At 74.6% G+C, this 16,575-nt stretch carries 15 protein-coding genes and 1 pseudogene; 9 read left to right on the forward strand and 7 right to left on the reverse strand.

The features are described 5' to 3' along the window. Nucleotides 1-106: 106 nt before the first annotated feature. Genes KPL60_RS32750 through KPL60_RS32760 form a run of 3 tightly spaced genes read right to left on the reverse strand, consistent with a single transcriptional unit; the run spans nt 107 to nt 1,856 of the window. Entirely contained in the window at nt 107-823 is a 717-nt protein-coding gene (locus KPL60_RS32750) for a hypothetical protein (RefSeq protein WP_226354672.1), read from the reverse strand. Beyond that, nucleotides 820-1,482: a DUF7002 family protein gene (locus tag KPL60_RS32755; protein ID WP_374203861.1), complete on the reverse strand. Its 663-nt coding sequence runs from the start codon at nt 1,480-1,482 to the stop codon at nt 820-822. The genes KPL60_RS32750 and KPL60_RS32755 overlap by 4 nt, the downstream gene beginning before the upstream one ends. Continuing rightward, complete coding sequence (locus tag KPL60_RS32760) at nt 1,446-1,856, reverse strand: STAS domain-containing protein (protein WP_226368177.1); 411 nt, start codon at nt 1,854-1,856, stop codon at nt 1,446-1,448. Before KPL60_RS32760 ends, KPL60_RS32755 begins: the two co-directional genes overlap by 37 nt. A gap of 174 nt (nt 1,857-2,030) precedes the next feature. Here KPL60_RS32760 and KPL60_RS32765 point away from each other — a divergent pair, with 174 nt between their 5' ends. The 4 genes from KPL60_RS32765 to KPL60_RS32780 all read left to right on the forward strand — a co-directional run bounded on the left by KPL60_RS32765 (nt 2,031) and on the right by KPL60_RS32780 (nt 6,446). After that, nucleotides 2,031-3,326: an amidohydrolase family protein gene (locus KPL60_RS32765; RefSeq protein ID WP_226368178.1), complete on the forward strand. Its 1,296-nt coding sequence runs from the start codon at nt 2,031-2,033 to the stop codon at nt 3,324-3,326. A gap of 47 nt (nt 3,327-3,373) precedes the next feature. Then, on the forward strand, nt 3,374-4,321 hold the full coding sequence (locus KPL60_RS32770; protein ID WP_226368179.1) for an NADP-dependent oxidoreductase: 948 nt from the start codon (nt 3,374-3,376) through the stop codon (nt 4,319-4,321). A 54-nt stretch (nt 4,322-4,375) separates the two neighbouring features. After that, the gene (locus KPL60_RS32775; protein WP_226368180.1) at nt 4,376-5,341 is read left to right on the forward strand and encodes a TIGR03557 family F420-dependent LLM class oxidoreductase; all 966 of its coding nucleotides are present in this window, start codon (nt 4,376-4,378) and stop codon (nt 5,339-5,341) included. 124 nt (nt 5,342-5,465) lie between these two features. Continuing rightward, nucleotides 5,466-6,446, forward strand: coding sequence for a zinc-dependent alcohol dehydrogenase family protein (locus tag KPL60_RS32780; protein ID WP_073575685.1), 981 nt, complete (start codon nt 5,466-5,468; stop codon nt 6,444-6,446). 7 nt (nt 6,447-6,453) lie between these two features. Here the strand turns inward: KPL60_RS32780 and KPL60_RS32785 are convergent, their stop codons facing one another. Then, on the reverse strand, nt 6,454-7,611 hold the full coding sequence (locus KPL60_RS32785; protein ID WP_226368181.1) for a macrolide family glycosyltransferase: 1,158 nt from the start codon (nt 7,609-7,611) through the stop codon (nt 6,454-6,456). A gap of 97 nt (nt 7,612-7,708) precedes the next feature. Then, entirely contained in the window at nt 7,709-9,121 is a 1,413-nt protein-coding gene (locus KPL60_RS32790) for an APC family permease (protein ID WP_226368182.1), read from the reverse strand. 115 nt (nt 9,122-9,236) lie between these two features. Between KPL60_RS32790 and KPL60_RS32795 the strand changes: the two genes are divergently transcribed. Then, on the forward strand, nt 9,237-9,758 hold the full coding sequence (locus KPL60_RS32795) for a DUF6220 domain-containing protein (RefSeq protein WP_226354679.1): 522 nt from the start codon (nt 9,237-9,239) through the stop codon (nt 9,756-9,758). A gap of 67 nt (nt 9,759-9,825) precedes the next feature. Next, complete coding sequence (locus KPL60_RS32805; protein WP_308016881.1) at nt 9,826-11,424, forward strand: multicopper oxidase family protein; 1,599 nt, start codon at nt 9,826-9,828, stop codon at nt 11,422-11,424. Between the two features lie 217 nt (nt 11,425-11,641). Here the strand turns inward: KPL60_RS32805 and mscL are convergent. After that, a pseudogene (mscL, locus tag KPL60_RS35295) lies at nt 11,642-12,019 on the reverse strand (large conductance mechanosensitive channel protein MscL); the annotation flags it as partial. Nucleotides 12,020-12,181: 162 nt separating this feature from the next. Continuing rightward, a complete protein-coding gene (locus KPL60_RS32815) occupies nt 12,182-12,931 on the reverse strand; it encodes a FadR/GntR family transcriptional regulator (RefSeq protein ID WP_226368183.1) in 750 nt (249 codons plus the stop codon). A gap of 49 nt (nt 12,932-12,980) precedes the next feature. Here KPL60_RS32815 and KPL60_RS32820 point away from each other — a divergent pair, with 49 nt between their 5' ends. The 3 genes from KPL60_RS32820 to trpA all read left to right on the forward strand — a co-directional run bounded on the left by KPL60_RS32820 (nt 12,981) and on the right by trpA (nt 16,439). Then, complete coding sequence (locus KPL60_RS32820) at nt 12,981-14,225, forward strand: MFS transporter (RefSeq protein WP_226368184.1); 1,245 nt, start codon at nt 12,981-12,983, stop codon at nt 14,223-14,225. Between the two features lie 157 nt (nt 14,226-14,382). Further along, nucleotides 14,383-15,645 carry a tryptophan synthase subunit beta gene (trpB, locus tag KPL60_RS32825; protein WP_226368185.1) on the forward strand — a complete coding sequence of 421 codons (1,263 nt, stop codon included), beginning with the start codon at nt 14,383-14,385 and terminating at the stop codon, nt 15,643-15,645. Then, nucleotides 15,645-16,439: a tryptophan synthase subunit alpha gene (gene trpA, locus KPL60_RS32830; RefSeq protein ID WP_226354683.1), complete on the forward strand. Its 795-nt coding sequence runs from the start codon at nt 15,645-15,647 to the stop codon at nt 16,437-16,439. Before trpB ends, trpA begins: the two co-directional genes overlap by 1 nt. Nucleotides 16,440-16,575 lie beyond the last annotated feature (136 nt).

Consider the following 16,575-nt stretch of genomic DNA (forward strand, 5'->3'; position numbering starts at 1 on the left):
CTTCCCGAGGGGACGAAAAGTGCAGGTCGGGCGTGGCGATCATCACTCGCAAACCGGTGAACCCCGGTCGGGTGGAGTGCGTAGCCAGACGAGGGGTCCGCCGTCGTCAGGACGGCGACGACGACCCGTGGACCGTCCTGACCAGCGTGTCGACGAGGTCGATCCCCAGGTCATGATCATGGTCGGCCGGGAGGTCGACACCGTGGTCGTGGAACCACGAGGGCGGGGCCTCGGGGTGCGGGCCGACGACTCCGACCGCGCCGTCACCGCATCGGGTGACGCAGGCGGCCACCGTGCCGTCGGTGTATGTGGCGAGGATCTCGGTCTCTGCGAGCGCCCGGCGTGTCGGCCGGATCACGCCCCCGTCCTGGAAGTACATCCGCCGTTCGGCTCCACGCCACCGGACCGTGACCAGGGCCGGGTCCGGGGTGGACGGATCGGCCCCCGGGCGGGACCAGTACTCGTCGACGGCGAGGCCGACGAGGTTGAGGAAGCCGTGCTCCACCAGGAACGCGCCCATGCAGACGCCCAGGTAGCACCCGCCCCGGTGGACGAACCGGCGGATCGCGCCCTTGTCCGCGCGCAGCCGCCGGAACGCGGCCTCGTCGTCGCCGGAGGCACCGGGGTGGGCGAACAGCATGGTGTCCGGGTCGGAGAGCGCCTCGCGCAGTGGACGGTCGCCCGCCGGGCCCGCGGTCCGGACGTCGAACCCGTGACCGCTGCGGCGCAGCAGGTCGGCGACGGCCTCGGTGTCGTCGGTGTGGTCCTCGGCCGACGGCCGGGTCCAGGCGTCGGCGAACACGACGGCGACCGGCCGGCTCATCCGGAGCGCTCCGGTACGGCCGGGGCGTCCACCAGGTGCGCGAGCAGGTCCGGGACGCCGCCGGGCACGGCCACCTCCACCGGCCGCCACGACGACGGCACCCGCTCCACCGGCAGGAAGGTGTCCGGCCCGCGCCGCCCCTGCGCGAACAGCGCGGCGCCGGAGTTGATCCGGGTCACGAGCACCCGGTCGCCGTGCGCGGCCAGGAGCGACGCGGTGTCGACGGTGAGGACGACGTGCTCGGTGTCGGCGTAGCGGGGCAGCGCGTGCAGCCGGCGCAGGCGGGCGGGGTCCGCCCACAGGAACGCGCAGCCGTTGATCCGGCGCAGGTAGTCGGCCACACCGAAGCCGGACCCCGGGTCGAGCATCCGTCCCAGGGCGGCGGGGTTGAGCGGGCGCTGGTCACGCAGCCAGGCGGTGCCGTGTTCGGGGTGGTGCAGCCGCACCGCCCGCGGGCGACGCGTGGTCAGCAGCCGTTCCCGCTCGTCGCCGGTCACCCCGAACAGGTCGAGCAGCCCCGCGACCGGCAGCAGTCCGTGCGTGGCGATCCCGGGCCACGACGCGGCGGGCGTGGTGTGGAACAGGCGCGGCGCGCGGCGGACGAGATCGTCGGGGTGCAGGCTCAGGCCCCCAGGGCCGTGTCGAGGTCCGGGTACCAGGTGATGACCTGGTCCAGCCCGGTCATCCGCACCGGCCGGATCACCGCACGGTTGCCCGGGCCGGTGACCCCGTCGAGACGGACCCCGGCCTCACCGGCCGCCCGGGAGGACCGGACCACCGCGGTCAGACCGTGCGACCCGAGGAACCCGACGCCGGACAGGTCCAGCAGGGCCCGCGCCGGTCGCGTCTGGTGGAGCATCTCCGACATCCGGGCCCGGATCGCCTCGGCCTCGGCGAGGTCGACGTCACCGATCACCTCGAGGACGGTCACACCGGGCTCCGGGGTGTGCTCGCGCAGGCTCACCCGGGAGTGCGGCTCCGGCCAGCTTCCCGTGTGGCCGAGCCGCCGGCGGCCGGGCTCGGCGGACGTCACGACGGCCGCCCGGCTCGGGGCACGCCTCGCCCACGACCCCGCCTGCCGGATGGTGCGGGGCCGCGTGTCCGGGGACGTACGGCCGAGTTTCCGATGGGTTCACCGTACCGGGCCCCGGGCCGTTGTCCACCGGTCGACCTGCGGGATCCCGGCCGGGGAGAGAGTCTTCACCGGGTGACCACCTCCGCATCACCGCGCCCCCCGGACCCGGCCGACGACGGCGCCGTGACCGTCGTGCGGCGCGCCCGCGTCCCCGGCCACGACGGCGCCGTCGACATCGTGATGTCCGGCGGCAGGATCCGGTCGGTGGGTGCCCCGGCCCCCGCCGGGGCACCCGGTACCGACGCGGGGGACCGGCTCGTCGTCGGCGGCCTCGTCGACGCGCACCTGCACCTGGACAAGGCGCTCACCGCGGACCGCTGCTCGTGGTCCGGCGGCACCGTCGACGACGCGATGGCCGAGACCGCGGCGATGAAGGCGGACTTCACCGTCGACGACGTCGCCGCCCGCGCCGGGGCCGTCCTGGCGTCCTGCGTCGCGCACGGCACCACCCGGGTGCGGACCCACGTCGAGCTCGACCCGACCGTCGGGCGGCGCGGGCTGGAGGGTGTGCTGGCGGCCGCGGCGGACTGGGCCTGGGCCGTCGACGTCGAGGTCTGCGTGTTCGCCCAGGACGGTCTGACCGGCTCGCCGGAGACGGCCCGGCTGCTCGACGAGGCGCTCGCCGCGGCCCGCGCGGCGGGCCGGCGCGCGGTCGTGGGCGGCGCCCCCTACGCCGACGACGACCCGGCCGGCCAGCTGGACCGCGTGTTCGGGCTGGCCGCGGACCACGACGCCGACGTCGACCTGCACCTGGACCTGTTCGACGGCACCGCCGAGGGCGCGCTGATCGGCACGGTGTGCGACCTGACCGAACGGGCGGGGCTCGGCGGCCGGGTCACCGCGGGCCACGGCACGGCCTGGTCGTTCCTGGAGCCCGAGCAGCGCGCCGCGGTGCTGGACCGGTGCGCCGGGACGGGGGTCGGCGTGGTCTCCCTGCCCTCGACGGACCTGTTCCTCACCGGCCGGGAGACCGGCGCCGGGGCGCCGCGCGGGGTCGTCGTGCTGGACCGGCTCGTCGAGCGCGACGCCCCGGCGGCGGTGGCCACGAACAACGTCCGCAACGCCTTCACCCCCTACGGCGACGGCTCCCTGGTCCGAATGGCGAACCTCTACGCCAACCTGACCCACCAGGCGTCGCCGGAGCAGCTGGCGGCCTGCCTGGACCTGGTCGGCCCGCGCGCCGCCCGGGTGCTCGGCACCCCGGCCGCCGCCACCGGGGTCGTCGTGGGGGCCCCGGCCGACCTGGTCTGCCTCGACGCGCCCGACCCGGGCACGGCGGTCGCCGCCGTCGCACCGGTCCGCTGGGTGCTGAAGGGCGGTCGCCGGACCGTCACCGGCGCGGCAGTGGAGCTGCACCCACCGGTGTGACCCGGCTCATCGGTGCAGGCCGTCGCGCAGCGGGAACGCTGCCCGACATGAGCACACGTGAGGGCAGGGCCGTGCGGTACGACCGCTACGGCGGCGTCGACGAGCTGTACGTGGCCGGTGTCGGGTTCGACGACCCCGGTCCGGGCCGTGTCCTGGTCGAGGTGCACGCGGCCGGGATCAACCCGGGCGAGACCGCGCTGCGCGAAGGCGTGTTCGCCGAATCCTGGCCCAGCACGTTCCCCAGCGGGCAGGGCAGCGACTGGGCCGGGGTCGTCGCGGCGGTCGGGGAGGGCGTCACCGACGTCGAGCCCGGTGACGACGTCTTCGGCTGGACCGACGACCGCGCCTCCCAGGCCACCCACGTCGACGTGCCCGCCGAGCAGGTCCTGCGCCGCCCGGCCGGTCTCGACGTCGCGACGGCCGGGGTGCTCTACATCGCCGGGACGGCCGCGGCCGCGTCGGTCGCGTCGGTGGACCCGCAGCCGGGGGAGACGGTCGTCGTCGCCGGTGCCGCGGGCGGGGTGGGGCAGATCGCGGTGCAGCTGCTGACGCTGCGCGACGTGGAGGTCGTCGGGATCGCCTCCGAGCGCAACCACGACCGGCTGCGCGAGCTGGCCGTGACCCCGGTCGCCTACGGGGCCTCGCCGGAGGCGACGCTGGCGAACCTGCGCGACGCGACGCCGGACCGGGTGCACGCCGTCGTCGACCTCGTCGGCGGCGGCTACGTGGCGCTCGCCCGCGAGCTCGGTGTCCCCCCGGAGCGGATCAACACGATCATCGACTTCGAGGGCGCGCAGGCCCACGGCGCCGCCACCCGGGGGACCGCCGACTCCGCGGGCCGCGACGACCTCGCCGCGCTCGGCGCGCTCGTCGCCGACGGGGCCCTGCAGGTCCCGATCGCGGCCGGGTACCCGCTCGACGGGGTCCGCGAGGCCTACACCGAGCTGGAGAAGCGGCACACCGCGGGGAAGATCGTCCTGCTGCCGCACGAGTGATCCGACGCCTGCCGGGAACCCCGCCGGGGCACCCCCGAGGAGAGGACACCCGTCGTGCAGATCGGCTTCAAGCTCTTCGCCGAGGCCCACACGCCGCAGGAGATGGTCCGCCAGGCCGTCCGGGCGGAGGAGGCCGGTTTCGACTTCGTCGAGATCTCCGACCACTACCACCCGTGGCTGGAGAGCCACGGGCACTCCGGGTTCGCCTGGTCGATCCTCGCCGCGATCGCGATGCGGACCGAGCGGATCGGCCTGGCCACCGGGGTGACCTGCCCGACGATCCGCTACCACCCGGCGATCATCGCCCAGGCCGCGGCGACGACCGCACTGCTGTCCGACGGCCGGTTCACCCTCGGCGTCGGCTCCGGCGAGCAGCTGTCCGAGCACGTCACCGGGCACCCGTGGCCGGTCGTCGGGGTGCGGCACGCCATGCTCCGCGAGGCACTCGAGATCATCCGTCTGCTGTGGAGCGGCGGCTACCGCACCTACCGCGGCACCCACCTGTCCGTCGAGGACGCGCGGGTGTTCGACCTGCCGGAGACGCTGCCGGACATCGTCGTCGCCGCGGGTGGGCCGAAGGCGGCCCGGATCGCCGGTGAGCTGGGCGACGGCCTGTTCGCCACCGAGCCCCGCACCGACCTGATCGACGCCTACACCGCGGCCGGTGGCACCGGCTCCCGCTGGGCCGAGGTCCCGCTGGCCTACGCCGGCACCGTCGACGCGGCGCTGGAGTCCGCGCACCGGCTGTTCCGGTTCGGCCCGACCGGCTGGAAGATCCAGGCCGAGCTGCCGAACGTGCGCAACTTCGAGGCCGCGACGGCCTTCGTCCGCAGGGAGGACATGGCCGACGCGTTCGGGGCGGGCCCGGACGTCGAGACCCACGTCGCGACGGTGAAGGGCTTCGCCGACGCGGGCTACGACCGGCTCGCGCTGATCAGCGCCGGACCGGACGTCGAGGAGTTCTTCACCTTCTACGAGAAGGAACTCGCCGGGCGCCTGCACGACCTGCCCGGCCGGTGATCACGGATCGGGCACCGGACGGGTCGCCGGGCGACGCGAACGGTGCCCGATCGTGGATCACGGCCGGTCCGGCCCCTCCGGTCGGACGGGGTGCACGGGCCGTCGCGACCGGCAGGGTGGGGTCATGAACAGGGTCGTTCGCTTCACCGAGCTCGGCGGGCCCGAGGTGCTCACGGTCGTCGAGGAGCCCGTGCCGCAGCCGGGGCCGGGGGAGGCCGTCGTCGCCGTCGAGGCGATCGGGCTGAACCGGGCCGAGTCGATGTTCCGGCGCGGTGAGTACATCGAGCCGACCCGGCTCCCGGCCGGTCTGGGCTACGAGGCCGCGGGCACCGTCGCCGCCGTCGGCGCGGGCGTGGACCGCTGGTCGGCGGGGGACCCGGTGAGCATCGTCCCGGCGTTCTCGATGAACGACCACACCGTCTACGGCGACCACGCCCTCGTCCCGGCCCGGGCCCTGGTCCCGCGGCCGGTGGACGCGGTGACCGGGGCCGCGACCTGGATGCCGTTCCTCGTCGCCTACGCCGGGTTGCTCGAACCGCGCGTCCTGCAGCCGGGCGACCACGTGCTGGTCACGGCGGCGTCGTCGAGCGTGGGGCTGGCGGCGATCGCGACCGCGAACCGGATCGGCGCCGTCCCGATCGCCACCAGCCGCAGCCGCGCCAAGGCGCAGGCGCTGCTCGACGCCGGCGCCGCACACGTCGTCGCCACCGGGGAGGAGGACCTCGTCGCGCGCTGCCGGGAGATCACCGGCGGGCGGGGCCTGGACGTCGTGTTCGACGCCGTCGCCGGACCCGCCGTCGAGACGATGGCCGACGCGGTCCGCCCGGACGGCACGATCGTCATCCACGGCAGGCTCTCGGGCGAACCGACGATCTTCCCGACGGCGACGCTGCCCGACCTCGTCGTCCGCTCGTTCACCCTGTTCGCGATGACCCGCGACGCCGAACGCCTGCGCCGGGCGGCCGCGTTCGTCGCCGCGGGGATGCGCGGCGGGGACTTCGCCCCGCAGGTGGACCGGGTGTTCGACGGCCTCGACCAGGTCGTCGCCGCGCACGAGCACCTGGAGTCCAACGCCCAGGTCGGGAAGATCGTCCTGCGGCCCTGATCCGGGCTCAGCGCCCGGTGAACCGTTCCAGGGCGTCGGCGCCGAGGGCGGGGCCGTCGACCTCGCGCATCCGCTCGCCGAGGGCCGCGGCGGCGGACCGGACGGCCGGGTCGCCCGCCACCTCGTCGACGGCGCGGCGCAGCGTCGCGGCGTCGGGGGTGCGGTCGTCGAGGCGGCGGCCCAGGCCGAGCTCCTGCACCCGGCCCGCGTTGACCCACTGCTCGACCATCTGCGGCACCCCGACCTGCGGGACCCCGAACAGCAGCGCCTCCAGCGTCGACCCCATGCCGTTGTGCGTGACGAAGGCCCGGGCCCGGCGGAGCAGCGCGATCTGCGGCACGTGCGGGCGTACGACGACCGAGCGCGGGAGCGGCCCCAGCGCGGCCGGGTCGATCCGCTCGCCGACGGCCATGACGACCTGCCAGGCGCCGTCGTCGAAGGCCTCGGCGCAGGTCCGGAAGAACTCGGCCCGGTCGTTGAACGCGGTGCCCAGCGACACCAGCAGCAGCGGGTCGGCGAGCTCGGGTCCGTCCCACCGCTGGTGGGCGCGCTCGCCCAGACAGGGACCGCAGAAGACGAACGACTCGTCGAAGGTGTCCCCGGCGATCTGGAACTCCCGGGGCACGAACACCAGCGACAGCTCCGCCGGCGAGCCGAACGGGACGGGCTCCAGCCCGTGGGAGCGGGCGAAGGCGGCCATCCGCTCGTGGTTGGCGGCGAAGGCCGCCATCATGGCGCGGTTCGCCGGGTCGTCGGGCGGCACCAGGTCGCGCATCGAGAAGTGCGCGTTGCTCGCCATCGACGGCCGCAGACAGACGAACGGCAGGTCACAGGCCTGCGCGGCGAGCGAGCCGACCGGGATCAGCGCGTCCCCGCAGACGACGTCCGGCCGGTCCCGCCCGATCGCGGCGGTCAGGACCGGGTGCACGGCCTCCAGCGAACCCGCGAAGAAGCCGAGGTGGTTCCCGTCCGGCCCCGGCGGTCCGGGGAGCACGAACGGGACCTCCAGCGGCTCCGCGCCGGCCGCGCGGACCGCGTCGACCATCGTCGCGCCGGTCGCGTAGCGGACCCGGTGGCCGCGCCGGACGAGCTCGGCGACCAGGGGCAGGGTCGGCAGGACGTGCCCGGCGGCGGGCATGCTCACGAGGACGATGTCGCTGCTCATGCCCGTCGATGGTGGCACCGACGGGCCCCGGTGACCTCCGGATTCCCGGGCACGGACACCGCGCCGCCGGACACCCCGGGACGAACGGGACCCCCCGTCAGCCGTCCAGCTTCGACGGGTCCAGGGCCGCCTGCTTCACCCCGAGCCTGCGGTTGAGCAGCAGGGTGATCGCGTAGAGCACCAGGCCGAGCAGGAGCAGCAGTCCGGCGAGCTCGTACTGGATCGTGTCCCGCCCGGAGAACGGCAGGACCAGGTACAGGCTGGCGACGGCGCCGACGACCGGCAGCCCGGGCGGGGCCCGGAAGTGGTCCTCGGCGATCCGGTCGCGGCGCAGCACCAGCACCGCGATGTTGACGATGGTGAAGACCGCGAGCAGCAGCAGCGACGTGGTGCCGCCGAGCGCGGAGACGACGTCGGAGTCAGAGTCCAGCGACACGTAGCTGATCAGCGCGAACGAGATCAGCGTCGTGAAGATGATCGCCACCCACGGGGTGCGGCGGAACGGGTGCACCCGGGCCAGCGGCTTGGGCAGCACGGCCTGGTTGGCCATGCCGTAGAGCAGCCGCGAGGCCATCAGCATGTTGATCAGCGCCGAGTTGGCGACGGCGAACATCGAGATGAACGGCAGCACGACGTCGGCCGGGATCCCGGGGGCGCCGGCGCGGACGACCTCGACCAGCGGTGTCTCGCTCCCGGCCAGCGGGCCGACCGGGACCAGCGCCACCGAGCAGATGGCGACGAGCACGTAGATGACCCCGGTGACGGTCAGGCCGGTGATCATGATCTTGGGGAAGATGCGGCGCGGCTCGTGGCACTCCTCGGCCATGTTCACCGAGTCCTCGAAGCCGACCATCGCGAAGAACGCCAGCGAGGTCGCCGAGGTGACCGCGAGGAACACCCCCTTGTCCTCGGGGGTGTCGAAGGCGACGACGCGCGACCAGTCGGCGTCGCCGCCGGCGATGGCGTAGATCCCGATCAGGATCACCAGCAGCAGCCCGGACAGCTCGACCAGGGTGAGCACCACGTTGAGCTTCACGCTCTCGCCGACGCCGCGGAAGTTCACCAGCGCGACCAGCAGCATGAAGCCGAGCGCGATCAGGACGATCCCGCCGTTGCCCAGGTCCAGCCCGAAGCCCTCGTTCAGGTTCGCCGCGAACGCCCGCGACGCCGTCGACGCCGAGGTGATCCCCGAGCTCATCACCACGAAGGTGACCATGAACGTCAGGAAGTGGATGCCGAACGCCTTGTGCGTGTAGAGCGCCGCGCCCGCCGCCTGCGGGTACTTGGTGACGAGCTCCAGGTAGGAGAACGCGGTGATCATGGCGATGGCGAAGGCGACCAGGAACGGCACCCACGCCGCCCCGCCGACCTCCTCGGCGACCTGGCCGACCAGGGCGTAGATGCCCGTGCCCAGGATGTCGCCGATGATGAACAGCAGCAGGAGCTTGGGCCCCATGACCCGCTTCAGTGCGGGCCCGTCCTCCGCCGTCGACGTCGTGACGTCCGCCATCGTGGTGCGCTCCCCTCCGCGGCGGCCTGTGCCGCCCGCGACCGGCACAGCCTGGTGGGGGGTTCGTGCCGTGTCGAGTCGAAAGGGTGGAGTGTTTCATCTGGATTGAGCATGTGTGACCCCGCTCACGTGGCGTTCACTGTCCGGCGTCCGCTCGTCGCAGGAGCCGGAGGTCGCCGTGCGTACCGCCTACCGAGTGATCGCCTATCTCGTCGCGCTGGAGGTCCTGATCCAGGCCGCCGCGATCGCCTACGCCGTGTTCGGTCTGTCCACCTGGATCGAGGGCGGCGGGGTCCTCGACAAGGCCGGGATGGAGAGCGAGACGACCGACTTCACCGGGGTCGGCGGGTTCGCGCTGCACGGCATCAACGGGCAGATCGTCGTCCCGGTGCTGGCGCTGGCACTGCTGGTCGTCGCGTTCTTCGCGCGCGTCCCGGGTGGGGTGCGATGGGCGGGGATCGTCGTCGGGCTGGTCGCGCTGCAGGTGCTGCTCGGCATCCTCGGGCACTCGGTGACCGGGCTCGGGGCGCTGCACGGGCTCTGCGCGCTCGCGCTGTTCGCCGGCGCGGTCGTGGCGGGGTACCGGGCCGGTGCGCGGTCCGGTGCCGCCGCGACGGCCGGCGAGCGGGTCGCCTGAGCCCGGGAGCTCCGCCATCACCGCCGACCCCGCACCGCGGCCCCCGGACACGCGTCCGGGGGCCGGCGTGGGTGTACCGGCTCCGCGGCAGCCCGTCGGCACGGCGCCGCCGGGGCCCGGCTCCGCCTCCACGGCACCGCCGGAGCCCGGAGCGCCGCTCGGTCCGCTGGTGGAGCTGCCGCCCGGACCGCCGGACGGCCCGCCCGCACCGCCGCGGCCCGGGCGTCGCCGGGTGGTGGTGGCGGTGCTCGCGACGCTCGCCCTGCTGGCCCCGATCGGCTGGCTGTGGTGGGGGAGCCTGCTGCCGGCCCCGTACGCGGTGACCGACATGGGCTACGTCGACACCGGCGGCGGCGCCCCGGTCCCGGAGATGCACGACCACCACGGGGCGGGCGTCGACACCCTGCGCGAGACCTCGACGGCCGCCCCCGCCGTGTCGCTGACGCTCACCGCCCGCAGGCAGGCGATCCCGCTGCCCTCGGGCCGCACCCTCGACGGCTACACCCTCAACGGGATGTCGCCCGGCCCGCTGATCCGGATCCGGCAGGGCGACGTGCTGCAGGTCCGGCTGGTCAACGCCGACGTGCCGGACGGCATCACGCTGCACTGGCACGGCGTCGACGTCCCGAACGGCGACGACGGCACCGCCGGCGTCACCCAGGACGCCGTCGGGCCGGGTGGGGAGTTCGTCTACCGCTTCGTCGCCCGCGACGCGGGGACCTACTGGTACCACTCGCACCAGGTCGCGAACACCCAGGTGCAGCGCGGCCTGTACGGGGTGCTGGTCGTCGAGCCGCGCGACGGCCCCACCGGCCCGGACGTGGTCGCCGCTGCCCACGTCTACGAGGGCGCACGCCTGCTCGACGGCCGCCGCGCCGTGCTGCCCGTCCCCGCCGCGCCCGGCACCCGGGTCCGGGTCCGGATGGTCAACACCGACAACGGCCCGACCTCGGCGTGGGTGACCGGGGCGCCGTACCGCCTCGTCGCGATCGACGGGGCCGAGGTGCACGACCCGCCCCCGGTGACGGGGGAGTCGGTGCTGCTCACCGCGGGCGGGCGGCTGGACCTGGAGGTGACCGTGCCGCCCGGCGGGGCCCGGGTGGAGATCGGCGGCAACGCCGCGGTCGTCCTCGGCGACGGCCCCGGCCCGGCGGCGGCACCGCGCCCGGACCGCGTGCTCGACCCGCTGGTCTACGGCATGCCCGCGCCGCTCGGGTTCGACCCGGCCGCCGCGGACCGCCGCTTCGACTACGACATCGGCCGCCGCCCCGGCTTCGTCGACGGCGTGCCCGGTCTGTGGTGGACGGTCAACGGGCACATGTGGCCGGACGTGCCGATGTTCATGGTCGCCCGCGGCGACGTGGTGCGGATGCGGATCGCCAACGGCAGCGGCGAGGTGCACCCCATGCACCTGCACGGGCACCACGCCGTCGTGCTGTCCCGCAACGGGGTGCCCGCGACGGGCAGTCCCTGGTGGATCGACTCGCTCGACGTCGCGGACGGCGACAGCTACGAGATCGCCTTCGTCGCCGACAACCCCGGGGTGTGGATGGACCACTGCCACAACCTGACGCACCCGTCGGAGGGGCTGATGGCGCACCTCATGTACGAGGGCGTGACCACGCCGTACCGGGTAGGCGGGCCGTCGGGCAACGACCCGGAGTGAGCGGGGCTCAGCCGCGGTGCCGGGACCGGCGCGGGGTGTCCGGGTAGGGCTCGGGGAAGCCGTCGTCGACCGGGCCGGGCTGCGGCGGCTGCGACGCGTGCGGCGGCGGCACCGGACGGCCCGGCGGCGGGCCGGGCGGCATCGGCGGCGCCGGCACCGGCGGCTGTCCGACGGCGCGGGGTGCCGGGGCGAGGGCCCGCTCGCGGTCCCGCTCGGCCTGGTCGCGGAGCAGGTCGCGGATCTCCTTCAGCAGGTCGAGGTCGGTCTCCAGGGCCGGGTCCTCGGAGTCGCGCTTGCGGCGCTCCTGGAGCCACTTCATCGGGAAGACGACCAGGAAGTAGATGACCGCGGCGGTGATCAGGAAGGTGATGACGGCGTTGAGGAAGCTCGCGTAGTCGAGCTGCACCTCGTCGGTCAGCGGGATCGTGCCCGGGGGCACGGCGTTCTCCCCGCCGGAGAACAGCCGGAGCAGCGGCTCCAGGAACGCCTTCGTGAAGGCGGTGACCACGGCCGTGAACGCCGCACCGATGACGACGGCGACCGCCAGGTCGATCACGTTGCCACGCAGCAGGAATTCCTTGAAGCCCTTCAGCACGCCGGAGCACTCCTCGAGATCGGGTCGGGGGCGGGGGGTGGGTCCGGCGAAGGAGGGTAACCGGACCGTGACCTCCGTGCCGGGCCTGCGCCCGCACCGTGCGGCCCGGCGCGGCGGACGGGACGCGCCGGTCGACGGGCGGCCCGGGTGCGGGGTCGCGGGTCAGGCGGTGGGGCCGGCCCCGGCGGGGCCCTGCGGGGTGACCGGGCGGGCGGCGATGAGCCGGTCCAGGAAGTCGCCGGCCTCGCGGGCGGCACGGTCCACGTCGCCGTCGGCGATGGCCTCGACGATCCCGGTGTGGGAGATGTCGTCCTCGGTGCCCGCGGTGCCGGGCATCGTGGTCTTCACGCTGTCCGCGACCGCCTCCACCACGCCCCGGTAGAGCTCGACGAGCAGGCTGTTGCCCGCACACCGGACGACGGCCACGTGGAAGTCGGTGTCCGCACGGGCCGCACGCTCCAGGTCCGCGGTGTCCGGCTCCTCCCCGCGACGGCCGTAGGCCGCGACGGCCGCGACGGCCCGGTCGCGCTCGGCCAGCGCCGCCCGCAGGACGGTCAGGTCGGCGTCGGTCCGCCGGGCGGCCGCCATCCGGGCCGCCTCGACCTCCAGGGTGCGGCGGACCTCCAGCACCTCGCGCAGCTCCGGGCCGCACAGCGTGCGCAGCGCCCCGGACAGCTCGGTGGTGGCCCGCACGTAGGTGCCGTCGCCCTGGCGCACCTCCAGCAGGCCGCCGTGGGCGAGGGCGCGGACGGCCTCGCGGACGGTGTTGCGGCCGACCTCCAACGACGACGCCAGCTCCGACTCGGGCGGTATCCGGGCACCGACCGGCCACTCACCGCCGGTGATGGCGGAACGGAGCTGGTCGATGACCTGGTCGACCAGGCCACCGCGGCGCGCTGTGACGAGAGGCACCGGATCATCCTTCCATCCGAACATCCTACGTCTGCGACAATACTGTTTCGTGAGCATTGCTGAGCAGGAGACACGCGCGGAGGAGACCATCGCCACCGGACGGGCCGAGGAGACCGGGCCGTCGCGCCGCGGTGCGCTCGTCGGGACCCCGCTGCTCGTCGTGGGGGTGGCACTCGCCGCCTCGAACCTCCGCCCGGCCGTGACCTCGATGTCCTCGGTGCTCGGCGAGGTCCGTGACGGCCTCGGCGCCTCCGCGGTCTGGACCAGTGTGCTCACCGCGGTGCCCACCATCTGCTTCGGCCTCGCCGCGATCGCCGCGCCGCTGCTCTCCCGCCGGCTCGGCATGGCCCGCGCGATCGGCCTCGCGATGGCGGTGCTGACCGCCGGGCTCGTGCTGCGCGTCGTCGACGGCCCGTGGGTCGTGCTCGGCGGCACCTTCGTCGCCGCGGCGGGCATCGCGATCGGCAACGTGCTGATCCCGGTCGTGGTGAAGCAGTCCTTCCCGCACGCCGTCGGCCGGGTCACCGGCATCTACACCGCCGCGCTGGCCGCGGGCGGTGGGATCGGCGCCGCGTTCACGCCGCCGCTGGAGCCGCTGCTCGGCGGCTGGCGCGGCGCGGTCGGGGCGTGGGCGCTGCTGTCGCTGGCCGCGCTGGTCGTCTGGACGATCGGGGCCCGGCACGGTGAGCCGGAGCCGGTCGTGCGCGCCGCCGACGCGGGGGAGCGGCGCCCGATGGTGCGCCGCCCGCTGGCCTGGGTGGTCACCGCGTTCTTCGGGCTCCAGGCCTGCGTCGCCTACGTCGCGATGGGGTGGCTCTCGGAGCTGTTCGTCTCGGTCGGGGTCACCCGCACCGACGCCGGGCTGATGCTCGCCCTGATCAACCTGATCGGCATCCCGCTCAGCTTCGTCATCCCGCCGATCGCGCTGAACCGGGCGTCGCAGTCGGGCTGGATCGTCGGGCTCGCCTGCTGCTCGCTGGCCGCCGTCGCCGGGCTCGCGATCGCCCCGGCCGCCGCGCCCTGGCTGTGGACGGTCCTGCTCGGCGTCGGCATGGCGGTCTTCCCGCTGGGGCTCGGCGTGATCGCGCTGCGCACCCGGGAGGCCGCCGAGACCACCGACCTGTCGGCGATGGCGCAGGGCTTCGGCTACCTCATCGGCGCGACCGGCCCGTTCCTGTTCGGGATCCTGCACGGGCTCACCGGGTCCTGGACGCCGTCGCTGGTGCTGCTCGGCGCGGTGATCGTCGTCGAGATGGTGCTGGGCTGGGTCGCGGGGCGCCCGCGCTTCGTCTGAGGCCCGCCCCCGGCACCGGGGCGCTGATATATGAGAGCCCCCGGTGCCGGGTCCGGTGCCGTGGGCCCGGTGTACCGTCGTGACCGCCCGATCTCCCGGCGCATCCCCGCCCGGCGGCGGCCCGAGATCGGGGTCCTCGATCCGTCAGGGAGTACTCGTGACCGACACCGCCCTTCCCCCGGCCGGGGACACGGCGCGGCTGGTCGACCAGACCGGCCCGTACTTCGGCCGCTTCGGCGGCCGCTACGTCCCGGAGGCGCTGGTCGCCGCGCTGGACGAGCTCGAGCAGGCCTACCACTCGGCGATGACCGACGAGGCCTTCCAGGCCGAGCTCGCCGAGCTGCACCGCACCTACTCGGGCCGCCCGAGCCTGGTCACCGAGGCGCCGCGGTTCGCCGCGCACGCCGGCGGCGCGCGCATCCTGCTCAAGCGCGAGGACCTGAACCACACCGGCTCGCACAAGATCAACAATGTGCTGGGTCAGGCGCTGCTCACCAAGCGCATGGGCAAGACCCGGGTCATCGCGGAGACCGGAGCCGGGCAGCACGGCGTCGCCTCGGCCACGGCCGCGGCCCTGATGGGGCTGGAGTGCGTCGTCTACATGGGCGAGGTCGACACCGAGCGCCAGGCGCTCAACGTCGCCCGGATGCGCATGCTCGGCGCCGAGGTCCGCCCGGTCACCTCGGGCACGCGGACCCTCAAGGACGCGATGAACGAGGCCATGCGCGACTGGGTCACCAACGTGGCCGACACGCACTACCTGATCGGCTCGGTCGCCGGTCCGCACCCGTTCCCGGCGATGGTGCGCGACTTCCAGCGGATCATCGGCGTCGAGGCCCGGCAGCAGGTCCAGGACCTCACCGGCGCCCTGCCCGACCTGGTCTGCGCCTGCGTCGGCGGGGGCTCGAACGCGATGGGCATCTTCCACGCGTTCCTCGACGACACCTCCGTCGAGCTGGTCGGCTTCGAGGCCGGCGGCGACGGCGTCGACACCCCGCGGCACGCGTCGTCGATCGGCGGCGGCGACGTCGGCGTCCTGCACGGCTCGCGCAGCTTCATCCTCCAGGACGAGGACGGCCAGACCCGCGACTCGCACTCCATCTCCGCGGGCCTGGACTACCCGGGCGTCGGCCCGGAGCACTCCTGGCTGCACGACCTGAAGCGCGCCCGCTACGAGTCGGTCACCGACGCCGAGGCGATGGAGGCCTTCCGCCTGCTCTGCCGCACCGAGGGCATCATCCCGGCCATCGAGAGCGCGCACGCGCTGGCCGGTGCGCTGCGCGAGGCGAAGCGCCTGGGCGAGGGCAAGGTCGTGCTGGTCAACCTGTCCGGCCGCGGCGACAAGGACGTCGACACCGCCGCGAAGTACTTCCAGCTGATCGACGACGAGGGCAACGCCGTGACGGACGGAGCGGTCTGATGGGCAGCGTGCAGCAGCGGATCGAGGCGGTCCGGGCCGAGGGCCGTGCCGCGCTGGTCGGGTACCTGCCGGTCGGCTACCCGACCGTCGAGGGCTCGGTCGAGGCGATGCGGGCCATGGTCGCCGGCGGCGTCGACGTCGTCGAGGTCGGGCTGCCCTACTCCGACCCGCTGATGGACGGGCCGGTCATCCAGCGCGCCACCCAGCAGGCGCTGGACAACGGCGCCCGCTCCCGCGACGCGTTCACCGCCGTCCGCGGGGTCGTCGACGCCGGCGCCCCGGCCGTCGTCATGACCTACTGGAACCTGATCGACCGCTACGGCGTCGAGCGGTTCGCCGCGGACCTGGCCGAGGCCGGCGGGTCCGGCCTGATCACCCCGGACCTGCTGCCCGACGACTGCGACGACTGGCTGGCCGCGTCGGAGAAGCACGACCTGGACCGGATCTTCCTGGTCGCGCAGACCACCACCCCCGAGCGCATGCGGATGACCGTCGAGTCCAGCCGTGGCTTCCTCTACGCCGCGTCGCTGATGGGTGTCACCGGCGTCCGCTCGGTCGGCGTCGAGGCCCGTGACCTGGTCGCCCGCGCGCGCGAGGTCGCGACCCTGCCGGTGTGCGTCGGCCTGGGCGTGCGGACCGCCGAGCAGGCGGCCGACGTCGCCTCCTACGCCGACGGCGTCATCGTCGGGACGGCGTTCGTGCAGGCGCTGGAGTCCGGCGGGCCGTCCGCGGTCGAGTCGCTCGCCCGCGAGCTCGCCGAGGGCGTCCGCGCCGCGGAGCGCGTCTCCGCCTGACCCCTCCACCGGCCGCGTCCGTCCCCGTGGGCGGGCGCGGCCGTCGTGCGTCCGGAGGTCGTCGGCAGCCGCCGGGTCGCCGCTCCCGACCGTCCACCCGCCGATCGTCCCGGTCGTCCGGAGCGGCCCCACCGGT

The organism is Pseudonocardia sp. ICBG162 (genome assembly GCF_020496225.1).
GTDB classification, from domain to species: Bacteria; Actinomycetota; Actinomycetes; order Mycobacteriales; family Pseudonocardiaceae; genus Pseudonocardia; species Pseudonocardia alni.